The organism is Pseudoflavonifractor capillosus, from assembly GCF_016902575.1.
GTDB lineage: Bacteria > Bacillota > Clostridia > Oscillospirales > Oscillospiraceae > Enterenecus > Enterenecus capillosus_A.
Genome location: NZ_JACSNZ010000003.1, coordinates 105,028 through 122,460, shown reverse-complemented (window position 1 = coordinate 122,460; position 17,433 = coordinate 105,028). Strand labels below are relative to the sequence as shown.

The 17,433-nt window shown below is 52.7% G+C and carries 15 protein-coding genes; 13 read left to right on the top strand and 2 right to left on the bottom strand.

Annotated features, from left to right (window positions below; genetic code table 11):
- Nucleotides 1-48: 48 nt before the first annotated feature.
- From H9X86_RS02240 to H9X86_RS02185, 12 genes are all read left to right on the top strand, one after another.
- Nucleotides 49-1,086, top strand: coding sequence for a DUF3848 domain-containing protein (locus H9X86_RS02240; protein ID WP_204899955.1), 1,038 nt, complete (start codon nt 49-51; stop codon nt 1,084-1,086).
- 11 nt (nt 1,087-1,097) lie between these two features.
- Nucleotides 1,098-1,505 (top strand): hypothetical protein, encoded by a 408-nt coding sequence (locus H9X86_RS02235; protein ID WP_204899954.1) that lies wholly within the window; start codon nt 1,098-1,100, stop codon nt 1,503-1,505.
- Between the two features lie 51 nt (nt 1,506-1,556).
- Complete coding sequence (locus tag H9X86_RS02230) at nt 1,557-2,519, top strand: DUF3991 and TOPRIM domain-containing protein (protein WP_204899953.1); 963 nt, start codon at nt 1,557-1,559, stop codon at nt 2,517-2,519.
- A 132-nt stretch (nt 2,520-2,651) separates the two neighbouring features.
- A complete protein-coding gene (locus H9X86_RS02225; RefSeq protein ID WP_204899952.1) occupies nt 2,652-2,957 on the top strand; it encodes a plasmid mobilization protein in 306 nt (101 codons plus the stop codon).
- 1 nt (nt 2,958) lies between these two features.
- The gene (locus H9X86_RS02220; protein ID WP_204899951.1) at nt 2,959-4,308 is read left to right on the top strand and encodes a relaxase/mobilization nuclease domain-containing protein; all 1,350 of its coding nucleotides are present in this window, start codon (nt 2,959-2,961) and stop codon (nt 4,306-4,308) included.
- Nucleotides 4,283-4,924, top strand: coding sequence for a PcfB family protein (locus H9X86_RS02215; RefSeq protein WP_204899950.1), 642 nt, complete (start codon nt 4,283-4,285; stop codon nt 4,922-4,924). Before H9X86_RS02220 ends, H9X86_RS02215 begins: the two co-directional genes overlap by 26 nt.
- The gene (locus H9X86_RS02210; protein WP_204899949.1) at nt 4,921-5,943 is read left to right on the top strand and encodes a hypothetical protein; all 1,023 of its coding nucleotides are present in this window, start codon (nt 4,921-4,923) and stop codon (nt 5,941-5,943) included. Before H9X86_RS02215 ends, H9X86_RS02210 begins: the two co-directional genes overlap by 4 nt.
- 2 nt (nt 5,944-5,945) lie before the next feature.
- Complete coding sequence (locus H9X86_RS02205) at nt 5,946-6,746, top strand: class D sortase (RefSeq protein WP_204899948.1); 801 nt, start codon at nt 5,946-5,948, stop codon at nt 6,744-6,746.
- Between the two features lie 73 nt (nt 6,747-6,819).
- Entirely contained in the window at nt 6,820-7,671 is an 852-nt protein-coding gene (locus H9X86_RS02200; RefSeq protein ID WP_204899947.1) for a stalk domain-containing protein, read from the top strand.
- Between the two features lie 89 nt (nt 7,672-7,760).
- Nucleotides 7,761-13,763, top strand: coding sequence for a SpaA isopeptide-forming pilin-related protein (locus H9X86_RS02195; RefSeq protein ID WP_204899946.1), 6,003 nt, complete (start codon nt 7,761-7,763; stop codon nt 13,761-13,763).
- A 3-nt stretch (nt 13,764-13,766) separates the two neighbouring features.
- Nucleotides 13,767-15,557, top strand: a complete 1,791-nt coding sequence (locus H9X86_RS02190; protein ID WP_204899945.1) for a VirD4-like conjugal transfer protein, CD1115 family — start codon at nt 13,767-13,769, stop codon at nt 15,555-15,557.
- Complete coding sequence (locus H9X86_RS02185; RefSeq protein WP_243416789.1) at nt 15,532-15,876, top strand: TrbC/VirB2 family protein; 345 nt, start codon at nt 15,532-15,534, stop codon at nt 15,874-15,876. Before H9X86_RS02190 ends, H9X86_RS02185 begins: the two co-directional genes overlap by 26 nt.
- 45 nt (nt 15,877-15,921) lie before the next feature.
- Here H9X86_RS02185 and H9X86_RS02180 read toward each other — a convergent pair whose 3' ends face one another.
- Together H9X86_RS02180 and H9X86_RS02175 are read right to left on the bottom strand one after the other, a co-directional pair.
- Nucleotides 15,922-16,236, bottom strand: coding sequence for a type II toxin-antitoxin system RelE/ParE family toxin (locus tag H9X86_RS02180; RefSeq protein ID WP_087399073.1), 315 nt, complete (start codon nt 16,234-16,236; stop codon nt 15,922-15,924).
- Nucleotides 16,217-16,486 carry a type II toxin-antitoxin system Phd/YefM family antitoxin gene (locus H9X86_RS02175; protein WP_087399074.1) on the bottom strand — a complete coding sequence of 90 codons (270 nt, stop codon included), beginning with the start codon at nt 16,484-16,486 and terminating at the stop codon, nt 16,217-16,219. The genes H9X86_RS02180 and H9X86_RS02175 overlap by 20 nt, the downstream gene beginning before the upstream one ends.
- Before the next feature lie 107 nt (nt 16,487-16,593).
- Between H9X86_RS02175 and H9X86_RS02170 the strand changes: the two genes are divergently transcribed.
- Nucleotides 16,594-17,433 (top strand): VirB6/TrbL-like conjugal transfer protein, CD1112 family, encoded by an 840-nt coding sequence (locus H9X86_RS02170; protein WP_204899944.1) that lies wholly within the window; start codon nt 16,594-16,596, stop codon nt 17,431-17,433.

The window sequence follows — 17,433 nt, the reverse complement described above, 5'->3', positions numbered from 1 at the left end:
GAGGCACCCAGCTATATGGGTGCCTCTCATTTCATAGGAGGCGATTTTGTGAATGAAACGCAAGTGAATCTGGCCCTGTACGATAAAATGCGGATTGAGCAAGATGATTACCGTGAATGGCTATTGTCGCAGCCCCGGCAGGAGATTCTGAACCACGCCTATGAGTACAGTGTCCGTGAGGACATCCTGGCTACCATGAGCGAGGGCCACCTGCCTCCCATGCTCGCTAAGGCACTTTTGGAATCCAAGCAGCCCCTGGCAAGCGTATATGCCGACTGGAACAGAGGCGAGCATGGCATCTTTGAAGAACTGATCGAGGTTATCCAGGAGCGAGCCAAAAAGGAATTGCAGCAGTCTCCCAAGTTCATGGAAATCTGTATCTACCAAATCGACCTTGATAAAGACACACATCGAATTGCTTTTCGCCCATCAGACGAACTGGCCAGATTTCAGGGCAGTGACCTTGTGGAAAGCGGCATCTATAACCGTGTCTTTGAGGGCATTGTGGCGTGTTCCTCGCTGGAAGGTATCTACTATATGTTTAACACCAATCACCCGGACGGTTATACCGGGCGCTCCCTGTCTGTATCGGATGTTGTTCAGGTTGTTCATTCTCCCTCTGTCGAGCCTGGATTTTATTTTTGCGAGAGCTTCGGGTATAAGAAAATTGACTTTGAGCCGGAGAAAACGCATGACATGACCAACGCAATTCCTGTTCTTCTGTTGGAACCGGGACGGGTAGCCAAACCGACTTTGGTAAACAATACTTTGGAGGATATTCGGAAGTTGATTGGTGGGGTGATTGAAACCACTTCCTTGCCGGATGGTGGAACCCTTATTTGCAGTGCAGGCAGAGAATTTCTCTCTTTTCCTCAAAACCGTGCTATCAAAGATGCCAGCGGAAAAGTCCTGGATATTCTTGTTGGCACCTGTTTAATCTGCGGTACAAAAGATGGTAATTTCACCGGCCTGACGCCCGATCAAATGCGGCACTATAAAAAGGAATTTCAGTATCCGCAGAAGATTTTCCAACGCAACGGCGAACTCGTGGCCAAGGACATAAAACTGCGTGATATGGAACGGTAGGTGAAGTCAAAATGGGCTATCAGGAGAGTTTGTTTTATATCAAGCCGCAGCGCCATTTTGACAAAATGGTTCGGGCTTACGAGAAGGCCGAGTTCACCGGATATTATGAAGTTGTCGGTGCGAAACCCCGTTCTGTTGTGGTACTGAAAAAGCCCCTGGGTGAGCTTCCTGCCGGTACAAAACTTTTGTGGGTATGCGGAGATCGCAGCTTTCATTCACCTGCCGGAGTATTCGGCGGGCAGCTCCATACCGGAGGGAAAATCGAGGTCATCCCGGTTGAGAAACTATTTGAAAGTCCTGAAGATCAGCGGCTATCTGGCATTGAGTTTGATTCTTCTCAAACCACGGAAAATGACTATTTGAAACGGTACAGCGCAGATCATTATGCCTATCGCATCAAGTATGATCGGGAGCGTTAATCTGTTGTTGTTTCCGGCAAGAAAACCAGTTTTGAAAAGAAGGTGAAGCGTATGCCGTACTACTCTAAGGAGCAAATCGAGCAGGCTCGCCAAGTGGATTTATTATCCTACTTACAGCGCCATGACCCCGGAGAATTGGTTCATGTGAGCGGTGGAACTTACTGCACAAAAACCCACGACTCCTTAAAGATTTCCAATGGGAAATGGTGCTGGTGGAGCCGTAATATTGGTGGCACAAATGCCGTGGATTATCTGGTGAAGGTGTGTGGCTACAAGCTGCCGGAAGCTGTTGGAATGATCCTCGGTGAGCAACCGCCACTTCCTTCTCGGCCTGTCTCAAAACCGCCTCCCAAGGTGCATCCTGATTTTCAGTTGCCAGAACCGCACAGTGATAACAGACGGGTATTTGCGTATCTGTCCAGCCGAGGAATTGACCCTGAAATTATCAATCACTGCATCAAGTCAGGGCAGCTCTATGAAGATGGCAAGCGGCATAATTGTGTGTTTGTCGGTTTTGAAAATGGCATGGCAAAGTACGCTTCTTTGCGTGGCACATTGTCCCAGTCAACCTTTGTTGGTGAGGTGCCAGGGAGTGATAAACGCCACTCATTTTGTATGCCGATCCAGGCGACGAAGCGAGAAAGCCTCTGTGTGTTTGAGAGTGCCATCGACGCTCTTTCCTACCTGAGTATTCTCAAACGAAAAGGGCGGGACTGGCGGAGCGCCAACTGTCTTTCTCTCTCCGGGATTTATCGCCCCAAGGCCGATGCAGAGCTAAAGCTGCCGCTGGCTTTGGAAACCTACCTCCAGCACAATCCGGGTATTCAAAAAATCATTTTGTGCCTGGACAATGACGAGCGTGGCCGGGAAGCATCACAGGCACTTCAAAGGAGCCTGAACGGATATGAGGTGCTGGACAACCCCCCACCGAAAGGGAAGGATTACAACGACTATTTGCAGATTCAGAAAGGAATCGCAGGCCGGGTAAAGACCCGTGGCGGCGAGGAACGGTAGTCTTTTTCGGAAAGGTGCCAGGGGAAAGGAGCGGCTTTGCCGCTCTTTCCGCAAGCATCGCATTTGGACGGCCAAATGCAGCTTGTTAGGGGGAAGCACCCCCTAATACCCCCGTTTAGAAAGGAGGCTTTCATGCGAAACCGTCCTATCAAGTTATCCGTCCGTGTCAATCAGACGGAATACCAATATCTCACGTTGCAGGCGGATTCATCCGGCCTTTCCAAAGAGGCGTTCATTCGTAAACGCATCATGGGAGAACCAGTCAAGGCACGGCCACCGCAGGAATTACCGGAACTGCTGCGGCTGCTGAAATCCACCAGTGACAACATCAACCAGATTGCCCGTGCCACCAATGCACGGCACTTTGTACGCTCGGAGGAGCTGGAGGAAATCTACTCCAGACTGGACGATATTTGGTCTAAAGTCAAGGAGTTGTGATATGGGCGTTACCAAGATTCTCTCCATCAAAGGGCAGTTGGATTCTCGCCTCGCTTATGTGACCAACAGCGAGAAAACCCATCTGGCAACAGACATTACTTATATCACCAATCCAGAGAAAACGGAGCAAAGTTTCTTTGTCTCCGCTATCAACTGTTTGACCGCCGAATCCGCTTTCGATGAAATGATGAACACCAAAATCCGTTTCGGAAAAACAGGTGGAGTGCAGGGCTTTCATATCATCCAGTCTTTCGCTCCCGGCGAGGTAACACCGGAGCAGGCCCACAGCATTGGGCAGGAGTTTTGCAAGCGGCTTCTGGGCGACCGCTTTGAAGCTGTGATTGGAACGCACTTGGATAAATCGCATCTGCATAATCACATCATTGTAAACTCCGTTTCCCACATAGACGGCAAAAAATATCACTCGTCTTATCAACACTACTACCGTGAAATCCGAAAAATATCGGATGAGCTTTGTGCGGAATATCATTTGAAAGTCATTGATCCGAAAGGCCACGGGAAACACTATGCCGTGTGGAAAGCGGAAAAAGCCGGGAAACCTACGCTCTCTCAGATGCTGCGGGAGGAGATAGATTTAGTCATCCGTGATTGTTTTGATTTTCCCGAATTTCTCAATCTGTTGGAGAAAAAGGGATACGCAGTTTCCCGGAATCCTAACCGCAAATATCTGACGGTACGGCCACCAGGAGCAAAGCGGAATTTTCGTCTGGATCGGCTGGGCGAAGGGTACACCGTGGAGGACATCAAGCGGCGCATCCAGGAGCAGCAGCGAGCCATTTTGGAAGGCCGTATTTCTGCTTATCAGCCGCTTCCAGTTCGGCACTATCGTCTTGCCGGTTCGTGGCAGCATACCCGCAAAAAAAAGATCACCGGCTTTTATGCTCTCTATCTCAGGTACGTCTATTTGCTGCGCCGGTATAAACGCCCAACCCGAAAAAGAATCTCTTATGAAATGCGTCGTGAAGTGATCCGTCTGGAACGCTATCAGGCGCAATTTTTATATCTCCATGAGCATGGCATTTCTACCACGGAACAGCTTGCAATGCGGCAAGCACAAATCGAGCAGGAGATTCAGCAGCGGACAGAACGCAGGCAACCGCTTTACACAAAAAGGAGGCAGGAACCCAATGAGGAAATCCAGGAAGTGCTCACCCGTGAGATTGACCAGCAGACCACCGCCTTGCGGGAGCTTCGGAAAGAGCAAAAACTCTGTAAGCAGATCGCAAATCAGGTTCCCGGCATTCAGCAGAACTTACGGGAGTTTGAGCAAAAAAGAGCTACAAAACAAAAGGAGGTTATGAGATATGAGTACCAGCGGAGAAACCGCTGATCTGATGGTACGGGAAGGGATTCAGATTACCGAGAGCGCCTTAAAGCTCGCTGGACTGGGAGCCAAAAATCTGGCGGCGCTGCTGATTGCCCTTGCCAACGACAACCAGAAAGTCGCCGGTAAAACCACGTTGAAGCGGCTGATTCAGGATCGGGAGGAACTCACGATTTTCTCCATCAAGGAGCAGGACTTGGCTGCGTTCAAAAAGGAAAGCACTCAGTACGGTGTTCTGTACTATCCGATCATCAATAAGGCGGAAAAGACCGGCACAGTGGAGATTATGGCAAAGGCCAAGGATGCACGGCAGATTAACCGCATCCTGGAGCGTATGGGCATTGACGTTCCTGTTCGGCAGGAGGATGAGGAAGCAAAAAAAGAACCGTCCCGTGTTCCATCCGGCGAAAAATCCAGGGAATGCGGGACAGATACGAGAGCAGCTGCCACTCAGAGTATGACCAATGACCCCAAGCAGCGCCTCTCTGTGCGAAAAAAGGTGGAGGCCATCAAAGCGCAGGAGGCGCAGCGTGATAAGGGACAGCCCCAGCGTGAGAAAGGCGCTCCTGTTTTCCACCGATCCAGGGGCGGCAAAAAACAAAAAGGAGGACTGGAACGATGAAGCGTTTCGTTTGCGCCATGTGTGCCATGACGCTGCTGCTTTTCGGAGCAATGCCTACCGCATTGGCCGCAGCAGCCCCTTCGCCGTCCGCTCAGACGGCAGAAAGCGAGGACAGCACCCCGGCTCCCTCTACCGAGGATTTGCCCACCTTGCCCATTCCTGAGCCTGACCCGGTGCCGCTCTATCCCGCCGAAGTGAAGCAGAGCGAGGAAAACGGGATTACCCGTATTGAGAAGATTTACTATCTTTCCTCCCGGGATGACCCGTCTAACATTCCCACCGAGGACTTTGAGCGTGAGGGCAAGACCTACACGCTGCTGGATGTGTTGAAGCAGGCTCAGATCGAGAGCGACACCCAGGACTATGTGGAGGTTTTGACCCTGGATTCCGACACGCAGGACATGGAAAAAATTCTTGCCATGCTGGAGCCGGAACTGGAGGTGCAGACCGAGGACGGCTATCACGGTGTTCTGTCTCTGGATCATACCACCATCACCGTGGAGGCCGCAGGCTACAAGACCAGCAGCCGCACCGTATCTGCCACCCGTACCTATCCCAACCTATCCGGTGCGGATGTGTCCCTGATCCCTAAAACCATCACGGACGGTGGCCGGACGCTGACGCTGGCCGATGTGCAGTGGCAGGAAGCCGCAACCACCCAGACTGACGGGTATGACATGGCCCTGCGCTACACCGCCAATGCCACCTATACTGGGACAGCTACCAGCAAATATGCTACCGGCTATGTGGTAACGGCAAATTATGTAGGTGAAGTGACCAGGGTAAGCACCGATGTAATTACCTATACCGCCATATTTTCTAGCACCGATCCCACACCCACCGAAGAAATAACCGACACCCCGACCGACACTCAGCAGCCCATGCAAGAAAGCAGTTCCTTCTCTTTTGATTGGAAGTGGCTGCTAATTCCCCTGGGCCTGGGCGCTTTGGGCTGTGCCGGTTATTTTGGACATAAAGGCTATAAGCACTACATCAATAAGAAACGGGGGTACGAATAACCATGAAGAAACTTCTTGCCATGCTGCTTGCCACCTGTTGCCTGATGGGAGCCACCATGCTGCCTGCCAGTGCGCTGGAGTATTCCTTTGATGCACCGGACAATCCGCTCTTTGGTAGGCCCACCTCGGATGACACCATCTATGTGACCACCGATGCACCGGCCAACACCGACCGCAGCAAGAACGCTGCCCTGATCCCGCCTGCCTTTGGCTCGCCCACCTCCTACGTCCTGGGCAGCGGCGAGCTGCTGACCCCGAATCTGATCCGGGATGGGCAGATTTATACCGGCCCTGGAAACAACATCTCAACGGGCAGCGGCACACCCACCATCCCCAACACCACGGTTACGCCCACCTTGCCCAGCGTGGACACCAGCGGCAGCGTGACGGCCTATACGCCGGTTACGGATGCCCTCTATTACAGCGGGGGCCACCTGGCTACCCTGTCCATCCCGTCCATTGGGCTGAATGTCAAGGTATATGAGGGAACTGACGCCACAGCTCTGGCTACCGGCGCAGGGCATTTTGAAAACACCAGCATCTGGAATGGCAATGTGGCAATCGCAGGCCATAACAGAGGTGTAAATAACCACTTTGGCAAAATCCATACGCTGTCTGGAGGTGATAAGATTACCCTGACCACCAAGCTGGGAACCCGCACTTACGAGGTCTACTCGGTGCAGAAGATTCTCAGCACTCAGGTATCCGTGCTGGATGCCAGCCATGACAATATCATCACACTTGTGACCTGCGTCATGGATCAGCCGGAGTACCGCTGGTGCGTACAGGCAAAGATGGTGTAATTGTTTTTTTGACAGTCCCCTGAATCATTGCTATGATGTCAGCAGATACCATACTGACAAGGAGGCAATCAAGATGAAAAAGAATATCCCCATATTCCTTGCAGGTCTGTTCTGCGGAGCCGCCCTGTTCGGCGGTAGCGTAGCCTATGCTGCTGGCATCCTTGCAACGCCCACCACCGACACCGACCAGCGAATCACACTGGACGGTCAGGAAATCGAGCTGACCGGCTATCTGATTAACGGCAGCAACTACTTCCAGCTCAGGGATATTGGTGACAAGCTTGGCTTTGGCGTGAGCTGGGACAACGACACCCGCACTGTGGTGATTACCACAGAACCTACCGGGCAAAATGGCGAGCAATCCACTACTACTGCCACTGATCCGTATCACGCAGCAGCAGCAACCGGCTCCAGATACCAACCCAAAGTGGGCGACCAGATCCTCTGCGATGACGGTTCTACCTACACGATTACGGATGTGAGCCGCTGGGATAAGAATATGTTCCAGGACGGCCCTCTCCCCGAACTGCCCACGGCCACCTGTGACTGGAGCCTCATGCCCCAGGTGGAACTACCGGCCCCGGAGGTTCGTCGGTATAACAGCGGCGGTCAAGACTATCTCTATGTCCGCAATCTCTACGAAACCCGCCGGATGTTATATACACTCTACAATGCCATTGGGGACAATCCCGAAACCTGGATGGACGGCAAGCCCGTACTCCATCCCAGCGGAAATGACAAGGTGAAGATCTCACTCACCATTCCCATGGGGACTACTCCGCAGGCATTCTGGCCCTGGAGAGCCACAGAGATTACCAATCTATTCAACTCCTGCCCTCCCGGAACTTATCTGATGGAAGCGTGGGATGTATATAAGGACGGCATTTTCCAGCGCACAGAATACAATATCATGCACCAAATCTAATCTGATTTTCAACTTTATATCCACCATAATAAAGACGCCCAATGCGATTGCATCGGGCGTCTTTGCTATTCAAACAAGGAGGTCATACCATGACACGGAGACTGATTGCACTTCTGTTGTGCATCGCTACATTGCTGAGCCTCTGTACCGGCTTTGCCTCTGCTGCCAGTAGCGTAGAAGAAGCCTTGGGCGAGGTTGATATTTATAACGGCGGCACGAAGCTGTCCTATCTGTCCGTTAATGGCAGAGTGCAGACCCTGATCTACACCTATTACAAGTACCAGAACGCCCAGGGCGTGGTCAGAGAAATTCCCGCATACTGTGTGAATCCAACGACCCCCGGTGTCCCGCAAACCGTTGGAGTGGGGGAAAGCATTGAATATCTTGCGGAAGAAAAGACCAGCGACCCCAAAATCATGGGCATTATCGCAAATGGCTATCCGACCCGCAGCCTGGGTGAGCTGGGCCTGGAAAATAAATACCAGGGATACTACGCCACCAAAATTGCCCTGTGGTGTTACTTGCTGAGTAATTGGAATATCAACAATGTCAAGATCAATCCCTCCCTGACCGGCGAGGAGCTTCAGCGAGGGCAGAAAATCCTTGCCGCTGCAAAGGACATTTATGCTAGAGGTACAAGCTGGACAGAGATTCTTTCTCCCAATGTCACCTGTACCCCGGATCGTGACACTGCATACGCCGTCACCGTAGACGGCAAGCAGTATAAGCAGCAGATCTTCACCTTTTGGAGCAAAACATGGGTGTGCGATTACACAGTCAATGTAGCTTTTACCGACCCCGACTCCGTCCCGGAAGGCACTCGGATTGTGAATCTCAGCAATCAGGATATTACCACCATTACGACCGAAGGCACCGGCGATGGCTATGCCGGTCAGTTTAAGGTGCTGTATCCGGTAGAGAGCATCCAGGGCGAAACCGGCAGTGTGCAGTTGTCCTTCAGTACGGACGTTTACAAGTATGCGGTGTTCTACGCTATTTGCCAGCAAACAGACATCTACGGCAACTTGCAGAACTATGTGGTAGATACCGACCCCACCGTTACTATGGATTTGTCTGCGTACAGTAACTACACCGACGATCCTAACGATGATCCCGAAGGCACCGGCCTGCGGATTCTGAAATATGAAACCGGAACCGAGCTGCCCCTTGCTGGTGCGCTGTTCGAGGTCATAGGGCCGGAGGGTGACAGTATCGGAACCTTTGCCACAGATGGCAATGGCGAAATCTACATCCCCCTGCTTCATACCGGCAACTATACTGTGATTGAGCGTCAGGCCCCCCAGCACTATCTCATCAGTGAGCAACCTGCCCAGAATGTCACTGTGGTCTATGACGAGGTGGCGGAGGTCACATTTTTCAATGACCCCTATGGCAGTCTGCGAATTGAGAAAAAGTCTGACACGGGTATGAATCTGCCGGGAGCCGTCATTACCATCGAACACATTGAGAGCGGACAGACCTATACAGCCACAACAAACTCCGCTGGCTGTGCCATTTTCACCGAAATCAAGCCTGGAGCCTATCGGGTTCAGGAAACGTCGGCCCCTGTTGGCTGGGAACTGGATGATACCATCTATACCACAACCGTAGTCGCCGGTGAAACCACCACATTCCCCATCATCAACAAAGAACTACCCGGCCTGCGGATCATCAAATACGACCGCAAAAACTATGTGGCCATGCCCGGAGTAACCTTTGAAGTGTGGAAGGATGAGGAAAGCCTGGGTACGTTCCGCACGGATGAGTTTGGCGAGATTCTCCTGACTAACCTGGAGCCTGGAACCTACCGTGCCGTTGAAGTGGATACCGGCGACGATGGCTATATTCTGGACACCACCCCCCAGTCGGTGGAACTGGAAGCTGGCAGCGGCATTAAAGAGCTGACCTTCTTTAATGACATGAAACCCGGCCTGAAGCTCATTAAGGTGGATTCTGCTGACCCCTCCAAGGTCATTCCCAATGCGGTCTTTGAGATCAAATCGGTGGCGGGGGACTACGGCCCGGAGGAGTTTACCACCGATGAAAACGGCGAGATCGACCTGTCTCATCTGCCCGCTGGGGCCTATGTGGTGACGGAGAAGTCCTGCCCTGGCTACATCATTGACGAGGCCCAGCGTATTATCCAGCTTGACCCCAACGAGGATGCTCAATTTGTGTTCACCAACTCCATCAAGCCGTCTTTCCAGCTGATTAAGCTCAGTGCAGACGGTTCCCGGCTGGCTGGTGTTACCTTCCGCATTGCTAAAATCGAAGATGGGAGCCACTACCTTGACCGTACCACCAATGCCCAGGGCGAGATTCTGATTGCCGACCTGGAGCCGGGTGTGTACTCCGTCAAGGAAACCGCCACCGTGTCCGACCACATCTTAGACCCTACCGAATACCATGTAGAGCTGTTCCCTGGACAGACCTCTACCATTACCATCCAAAACGATAAGCGGCCTAATCTGACCATCCGCAAAACGGACAAGGACACCGGCGAACCCATCCCCGGCGTGACCTTCACGCTGAACTATGCCGACGGCCCCACCATCACTACGGAACCCACCGGCGAGGACGGTACCGTAACCATTGAGAACCTGCTGCCCGGTGTCTACACCGTCACCGAGCAGAGTGTCCCGGAGGGCTATATCCTGGACACCACCCCCCAACAGGTGACGTTGGAGCCGAATCGGGATGCCACGGTGCAGTTCCAGAACTACAAGCGCCCCACACTGACCATCCACAAAGTGGACATCAACGGCAATGCCCTGACAGGAGCCATCTTTGAGGTCAAGACCAAGGCAGGCGTGAAGATCGGAGACTTCCCCGTAGGCCCGGACGGTTCTATTACCGTAGAAAACATCCATCTGGATGAGGGATACTACATCGTCACCGAGATTCAGGCCCCGGACGGTTATATCCTGGACTCCACGCCCCATGAGGTCTATCTGCGGCCCGGTAAGACTACCGAAATTACCATTGAAAACGAAAAGAAGCCGGGCCTGACCATCAAGAAGATTGATTCAGTCACCGGCAACCCTCTGAAGGGGGCCAAGTTTGAACTCTGGGTATCCAAGGACAACACCGAGGACGGCACGTTCCAAAAGCTGGATCAGAACTTCTATTACACCGATGAAAACGGTGAAATCTATCTGGACAAGCTGGATACCGGCTGGTACAAGGTAGTGGAAGTTGATCCGCCTACCGGATATGCCCTCCGTGACCCCTCCGAGCAGATCATATATGTGGACAATGATAAAGGTGTGCAGCTGATCTTTGAGAACACCCCATTGTCCGCTCTGGTAGTCTGGAAATACGATTCCGTCACTGGCGAGGCCCTGGAGGGCGCTGTGTTCCAGGTGCGCTACCTGGGCGGCACCTCCGGCAGCGGTGGCACCGTCATCGGTACCTATAAGACCAGCGCCAATGGCAGTTTTACCGTCACTGGCCTGGAGGCAGGCACCTACGTTGTGGAGGAGCTGGCCAGTCCGAATGGCCACGTCATTGACACCGCACCCCAGACCGTTTTTATCTCCGGCAAGGAACAGGATGTGGTGCAGCTCTATTTTGGGAACAGCCCCAAAGGTAGCCTGCTGATTAAGAAAATTGACAGTGAAACTCATGAGCCGCTTAGCGATGTAGAGTTCATGGTTACAACCGCAGACGGCACGGTGGTGGGCGACGCCAACGGCAAGTTCGTCACTGACAGCGCCGGTACGATTCTCATTGAGGGGATCGACCCCGGTACTACCCTGGTAGTCAAGGAAACCAGAGCCAAGACCGGCTATGAGCTGGATGATACCCCCCAGACGGCCACCATCAAGGCAGGGCAGACCGTCACCCTGGAGTTCCGCAACACCCCCCAGGGCTGTCTCCTGATCACCAAGGTGGACAGCGTAACTCGTAAGCCTCTGTCCGGTGTGCAGTTCAAAATCGCTGGGTGCAATGGCTGTGAGTATCCCGCAGGTACCTATACCACCGACGCCAACGGCCTAATCAAGTTGAGCAATATCCCTGCTGGCTGCTACTCCATCACCGAAACCAAGGCCGCAGAGGGCTATCTGCTCAACGGCACCGCTCAGACCGTTAAGGTGGAAAGCGGCAGCTGCAAAGAAGTCACCATCGCCAATGAACCCCTGGGTGGGCTGGTCATCAAGAAGATGGACAGCGTAACCAAGGAACCGCTCAGCGAGGTAATCTTCAAAGTGACCACTACGGACGGGGCCGTAGTCGGTACGTCCAACGGTGAGTTCCGCACCGATGAAAATGGTTATATCACCATCCCCGACCTGGAGCCGGGTGGCTATGTGGTTCAGGAGGTCAAGCCCAAGGACGGCTACCTGCTGGACAATACCCCCAAGACCATCCAAATCAAGGATCACCAGACATATACCCTGGAGTTTTTCAACCAGCCCAAGGGCAATCTCATCATCAATAAGCTGGATTCTGTCACCAAGGCTCCCCTGGAGGGCGTAGAGTTTAAGCTGACCTACTCGGACGGCTCCTATGTGGATGCCGAGGGCGGTACTCTGTCCAGCAAGGGCATTTACACCACGGACAAGAACGGACAGATCATTCTGTCTGGACTGACCGGCACCATTGTAGTGACAGAAACCCAAACCATTGAGGGCTACACCATCCACGAGGAAACCCGTACCCAGACGGTGGTTATCAATCCCAACGACACCCAGGAGCTGACTTTCTACAACGATCCGGTGGGCGGCGTGGAGATCATCAAGGTAGACGAAGCGGACAAAACAGAGCGGCTGGCCAATGCCACGTTTGAAATTCGCAAGATGGATGATGCCCTGGTGGACACCGTGACCACGGACAAGAATGGCCGGGTGTTCCTCTCCCTGGAGGACGGAGCCTACTATGCCGTGGAGATTGAAGCCCCGGACGGCTATAAGCTGGATGACACTCCCCATTACTTCGAGGTAAAGGAGGGCAAGACCAGCAAGCTGACCGTCACCAATAAAGCCTTCTCCGGTATTCTCATTCACAAGACCGACAGCAGCACCGGCAAGGGCATTTACGGCGTGACCTTCTTGCTGTATGACGCCAGCAACAACCCCGTAGGCCAGTACACCAGCGATGACCAGGGTTACGTCTACATCGAGAATCTGGAAACCGGACGATACTATCTCCGTGAGCTGGAAAACGAGGGCTACATCCTGGATACGCAGCGCAAAACGGTCTATGTAAAATCCGGTGAGACAACCCTGGTGGAGTGGGAGAACACCCCCATCATGGGACAGATCCAGATCATCAAGAAATCCGCAGACGATAACCCCATCAACGCCCTGCCTGCGGGGACTTTGCTGGAAGGGGCCGTGTTTGAAATCTACGACAAGGCCGGTAATGTCGTGGACACCATCGTGTCCGATTACAACGGCAGAGCGGTATCCAAGCTCCTGCCCCTGGGCCGCTATACCATCCGTGAGGTACAGGCCCCCGATTACTACGCCATCAATCCCACTGTCTTGACCGCATATCTGGACTACGAAGGCCAGATCGTGACATTTGAGGTGGAGGACAACAGCGTATCCACAGGCGTAGCCATCAAAAAGACTGGCTATGCCGAGGTCATGCCTAACCAGCCCATCCAGTACACCATCACCGGCATTGGCAACACCTCCACCGTGCCGCTTTCCTCTTTCTATTGGAGAGATACGCTGCCCGGTCAGGTGTCGCTCTCCAAGGTAGTTACCGGCACCTACAACCAGCAACTCTCCTATAAGATCGTCTACAAGACCAATCTGAAGGACAGCTATCAGACGTTGGCTGACAGCCTTTCCACCACAAAGAACTATGTGCTGGAAGCCAGTCCTGCGGCCCTGGGCCTTGCCTCTAACGAGCGTGTCACCGAGATTATGTTCGTGTTCGGCACCGTCAAGGGCGGCTTTGGGCAAGTAGAAACTGCTTATATCCACGGCAATGTGGTGGGTGGCCTTGCTAATGGCTCCAGCATTGTCAATGTGGCTGATGTGGGCGGTGTCTACAATGGTCAGTGGATTCAGGCTGTAAGCCGCTGGGTGACCAAGGTTTACGCCAAAACCATCACGACCCTGCCCAAGACTGGGTACTAAGCCGTGAAGCGCAATCAGAGTTTTCGCAGTGCCGCCCCTTTGTGGGCGGCACTGTCCATTCTGGTGGTTTGGGCCGCTTTGCTGATTGCCACCGCCTATGAAGATGGCATGAACCTGTTTACCCTGACGGAACGGCTCTCCGGGCAGTTCGCCCATCCGTTCTCCATCCAGTGGAAGCCACATTCCATGAAGGTTGTGCTGATCTGTCTGGTGTGCTATGGCTGTGGCATTGGCCTCTACTACACCTCCAGTGAAAACCGCAGACCGGGGGAGGAGTATGGCTCCGCCAAATGGGGCGACCCCAAGGCCCTCTGCAAGAAGTACGCCGATGCCAAAGACCCCTTATCCAATGTCATCCTGACGCAGAATGTCAGTATCAACTTTAACAGCTACAAGCACCGCCGTAATCTCAATATTGTTGTGGTAGGCGGCTCCGGTTCCGGTAAGACCCGGTTCGTGGCAAAACCATGGCTTTATAGCGCAAATTGTTCCTATATCATTACTGATCCGAAGGGGGAGCTGCTGCGTTCCTCCGGGAATCTGCTCAAAGAAATGGGATATGAAATCGTGGTGTTCAACCTGATTGACCCCAGCCAATCGGACGGATATAACCCCTTTGCCTATATCCGCAACGAGGCCGATGTGCTGAAATTGATGGACAATCTGATCCGCAACACCACTCCAAAGAACGCCAATAACTCTGACCCCTTCTGGGAAAAAGCGGAAATTGCACTGGATTCTGCCCTGATGCTCTATCTGCTCCATGAAGCTCCGCCGTATGAGCAAAACCTTGAAATGATTACCTACCTGCTAACTTGTGCGCAGGTAAGAGAGGAGGACGAGGAATACCAAAGCCCCTTAGACCGGCTCTTTTTGCAGCTGGAATACGACAAACCAGACCACATTGCAGTCCACCAGTACAAAATTTTCAAGCAGGCCGCAGGCAAGACCGCAAAGACCATCCTTGTCTCTGCTGCTGTTCGTCTGGCGGCACTGGCAATGCCCCAATTTGCAGCTATGACCTTCCGGGATGATATGGACTTTGGCTCTCTTGGCGAACGCAAGAGGGCTATTTTTTGTGTCATCCCTGTGGCGGACGGCAGCATGAACTACCTGGTGGGTATGCTCTATACCCAATGCTTTCAGGAACTGTACCGGGTGGCGGATGAGAAGTATAAAGGTAAACTGCCGATTCCGGTGCGTGTCATTCAGGATGAATGGGCCAATGTTGCCCAGCCGGACAGCTACCCTAAAATCCTGGCTACCTGCCGCAGCTACAATATCAGTCTCAACATCATTGTTCAGAATATCGCTCAGATCAAAAACATCTACGAGAAGGAATGGGAGAGTATCATCGGCAACTGTGATACCCTCCTGTTTTTAGGTGGCGGCAATGAGCCGACCTCCCTGGAGTTTATGAGCAAGCTGCTGGGCAAAGAGACGCTGGACACCCGCACCCGTGGCCTGACCCGTGGACACAGCGGCTCCAGCTCTACCAACTATCAGCAGGCAGGCCGTGAGCTGATGATGCAAGAGGAAATTCGTTTAATGGATACCAACGATTCCATTCTGCTCATCCGTGGTGAGCGCCCTGTGCTGGACAAGAAATACGACCTCATGAAGCACCCCAATATCAAGCTGACGGAGGACGGCGGCGCAGCGCCCTATGTCCATAAGAGCCTGCCCACCAAATTTGAGGTATCCGATCTGCCCTACGATTTTCGTTCTCTGGACGATTATCAATTTGAAACAATGGAGGAATCCGAACATGAAAAAGCTGATGAAGAAGAATGAACAGTCCAACACCCTGAACCGCCGAGCCAGACGGCACTATTTCGCCGGAGCCTTGACGATGCTGGCTATGACCCTTTGCACGGTGCCTGCTATGGCCGCTGGTTCTGACCCTCTGACCATCGTCAACAGCCTGTCCGACTTTATTTTCAACATCATCAAGGCCATTGGTGTTATCATCCTGGGCTGGGGTGTTGTCCAGGTGGGCATGAGCATCCAGTCCCATGACGCCAGCCAGCGTACCCAGGGCTTTCTGTGCCTGTTTGGTGGGCTGATGATCGCCTTTGCCAAGGAGATTCTCACCACCATCGGCGCTATCTAAGAGAAAAAGCAGCCGGTCTGCCATTCCGACAGACCGGCTGCTCCTTTAGATATGCTCCGGGATATTCCGACGATTGTAGAGGATGCGGCGCACTTCCATGACATCGCCAATTACAACGTAGAAAATCACATAATTCTTTACATAAATCCGATAGTACGGATACTGGCGTTCTTTGGCGGAGTGGTATGGTTCAAAGGCTTCCGCACAGGTAGTTCGCTCCCGAATGGCCTCCTGGACGGCATCCACCAACTGGTCAGCCGCTATGGGATTCTTCAGGCGATAGGCAATATAATCCACAATGCCTGACAAATCTTCTTCAAATAGCGGCAAGAATCGCAGCTTATAGTGCTTTCCGTTCATGCAGCCGACTCCTCACTCTGCCAAACACTTCTTCCTCTGTATAGCGGACGGTATCTGCTGCCGCAGCCCGGTCAGCTTCATCCAGGCGCAGCTCCACTTCATCGGTCAAAGCGGCATACTGTTCCAGACTGAGTACCACCATGGAGCCGTAGCCATTTTTGGTCAAATAAACCGGCTGACCACCCTTGACTGTTTCCTCAATTTCGCTGAATTTGTTGCGCAAATCGGAAACCGGACGAATATCCAACATAGAAAAGCCCCCTTTCTGATGTGGCTATATTTTATCACAATTACGCCATTTTATCAAGACGGCGGACAACCTGATCCCATCGAAAACTCACCTGGAGGTGAATCAATTTGGACAACAACTGGGTTGTAGACAACCTTCAAAACGCTTTTACCACATGGAACACCAAAATGGAGGAACTGTGGGGCCTGCTGACACAATCCCCGGAAACCTTCAAAGGCGGCACAATCTGGAGTACCATTGTCACCATCAACGGCGGGATGCAGGCCATCGGCTATGGCTTGCTGGTGCTATTTTTCGCCATTAGCCTCTTTCGGAGTGCTGCCAGCTTCCGGGATTTTCAGCGACCGGAATATGTGGTGCGCCACCTGATCCAATTTGTATTGGCAAAGGTGGCCATTACTTACGGCATGGATTTTCTGACGAAAATCTTTGCGGTGTGCAACGGTATTGTGGCGACCGCAGCAGGCAGTGTCGGCGGTGCCGATGGAGCCTCCATTACTATGCCAACGGAAATGATAGATGCCATCAATAGCCTGGGCTTCCTGGAGAGCATCCCGCTTTGGCTGGTCACGCTGCTGGGCAGTCTCTTTATCACGGTGCTGGCCTTCATTATGATTCTCACAGTCTATGGACGCTTTTTTAAGCTCTATATGTATGCGGCCCTTTCCCCCATAGCCCTATCCTCCTTTGCGGGAGAAAGCACATCTTTTATCGGCAAGTCCTTTCTCAAAAGCTACATTGGTGTGTGCATGGAGGGAGCCGTGGTGGTGCTGGCCTGCATCATCTTTACCGCCTATGTCTCCAGCGGCACACCTGTGATCGACGCCGAAGCAGCAGTCATCACGCAAGTCTGGGGCTATCTTGGCGAAACCATCTTTAATCTTTTGGTGCTGGTTGGTTTGGTGAAAGCTGCCGACCGCATCGCAAAAGAAATGTTTGGAGTGTGA

Bases quoted from the DNA above. Each gene is read 5' to 3' on its own strand.
- H9X86_RS02235 (WP_204899954.1), top strand. From the start codon at position 1,098: ATGGGCTATCAGGAGAGTTTGTTTTATATCAAGCCGCAGCGCCATTTT.
- H9X86_RS02230 (WP_204899953.1), top strand. From the start codon at position 1,557: ATGCCGTACTACTCTAAGGAGCAAATCGAGCAGGCTCGCCAAGTGGAT.
- H9X86_RS02225 (WP_204899952.1), top strand. From the start codon at position 2,652: ATGCGAAACCGTCCTATCAAGTTATCCGTCCGTGTCAATCAGACGGAA.
- H9X86_RS02220 (WP_204899951.1), top strand. From the start codon at position 2,959: ATGGGCGTTACCAAGATTCTCTCCATCAAAGGGCAGTTGGATTCTCGC.
- H9X86_RS02215 (WP_204899950.1), top strand. From the start codon at position 4,283: ATGAGTACCAGCGGAGAAACCGCTGATCTGATGGTACGGGAAGGGATT.
- H9X86_RS02210 (WP_204899949.1), top strand. From the start codon at position 4,921: ATGAAGCGTTTCGTTTGCGCCATGTGTGCCATGACGCTGCTGCTTTTC.
- H9X86_RS02205 (WP_204899948.1), top strand. From the start codon at position 5,946: ATGAAGAAACTTCTTGCCATGCTGCTTGCCACCTGTTGCCTGATGGGA.
- H9X86_RS02200 (WP_204899947.1), top strand. From the start codon at position 6,820: ATGAAAAAGAATATCCCCATATTCCTTGCAGGTCTGTTCTGCGGAGCC.
- H9X86_RS02195 (WP_204899946.1), top strand. From the start codon at position 7,761: ATGACACGGAGACTGATTGCACTTCTGTTGTGCATCGCTACATTGCTG.
- H9X86_RS02185 (WP_243416789.1), top strand. From the start codon at position 15,532: ATGAAAAAGCTGATGAAGAAGAATGAACAGTCCAACACCCTGAACCGC.
- H9X86_RS02180 (WP_087399073.1), bottom strand. From the start codon at position 16,236: ATGAACGGAAAGCACTATAAGCTGCGATTCTTGCCGCTATTTGAAGAA.
- H9X86_RS02175 (WP_087399074.1), bottom strand. From the start codon at position 16,486: ATGTTGGATATTCGTCCGGTTTCCGATTTGCGCAACAAATTCAGCGAA.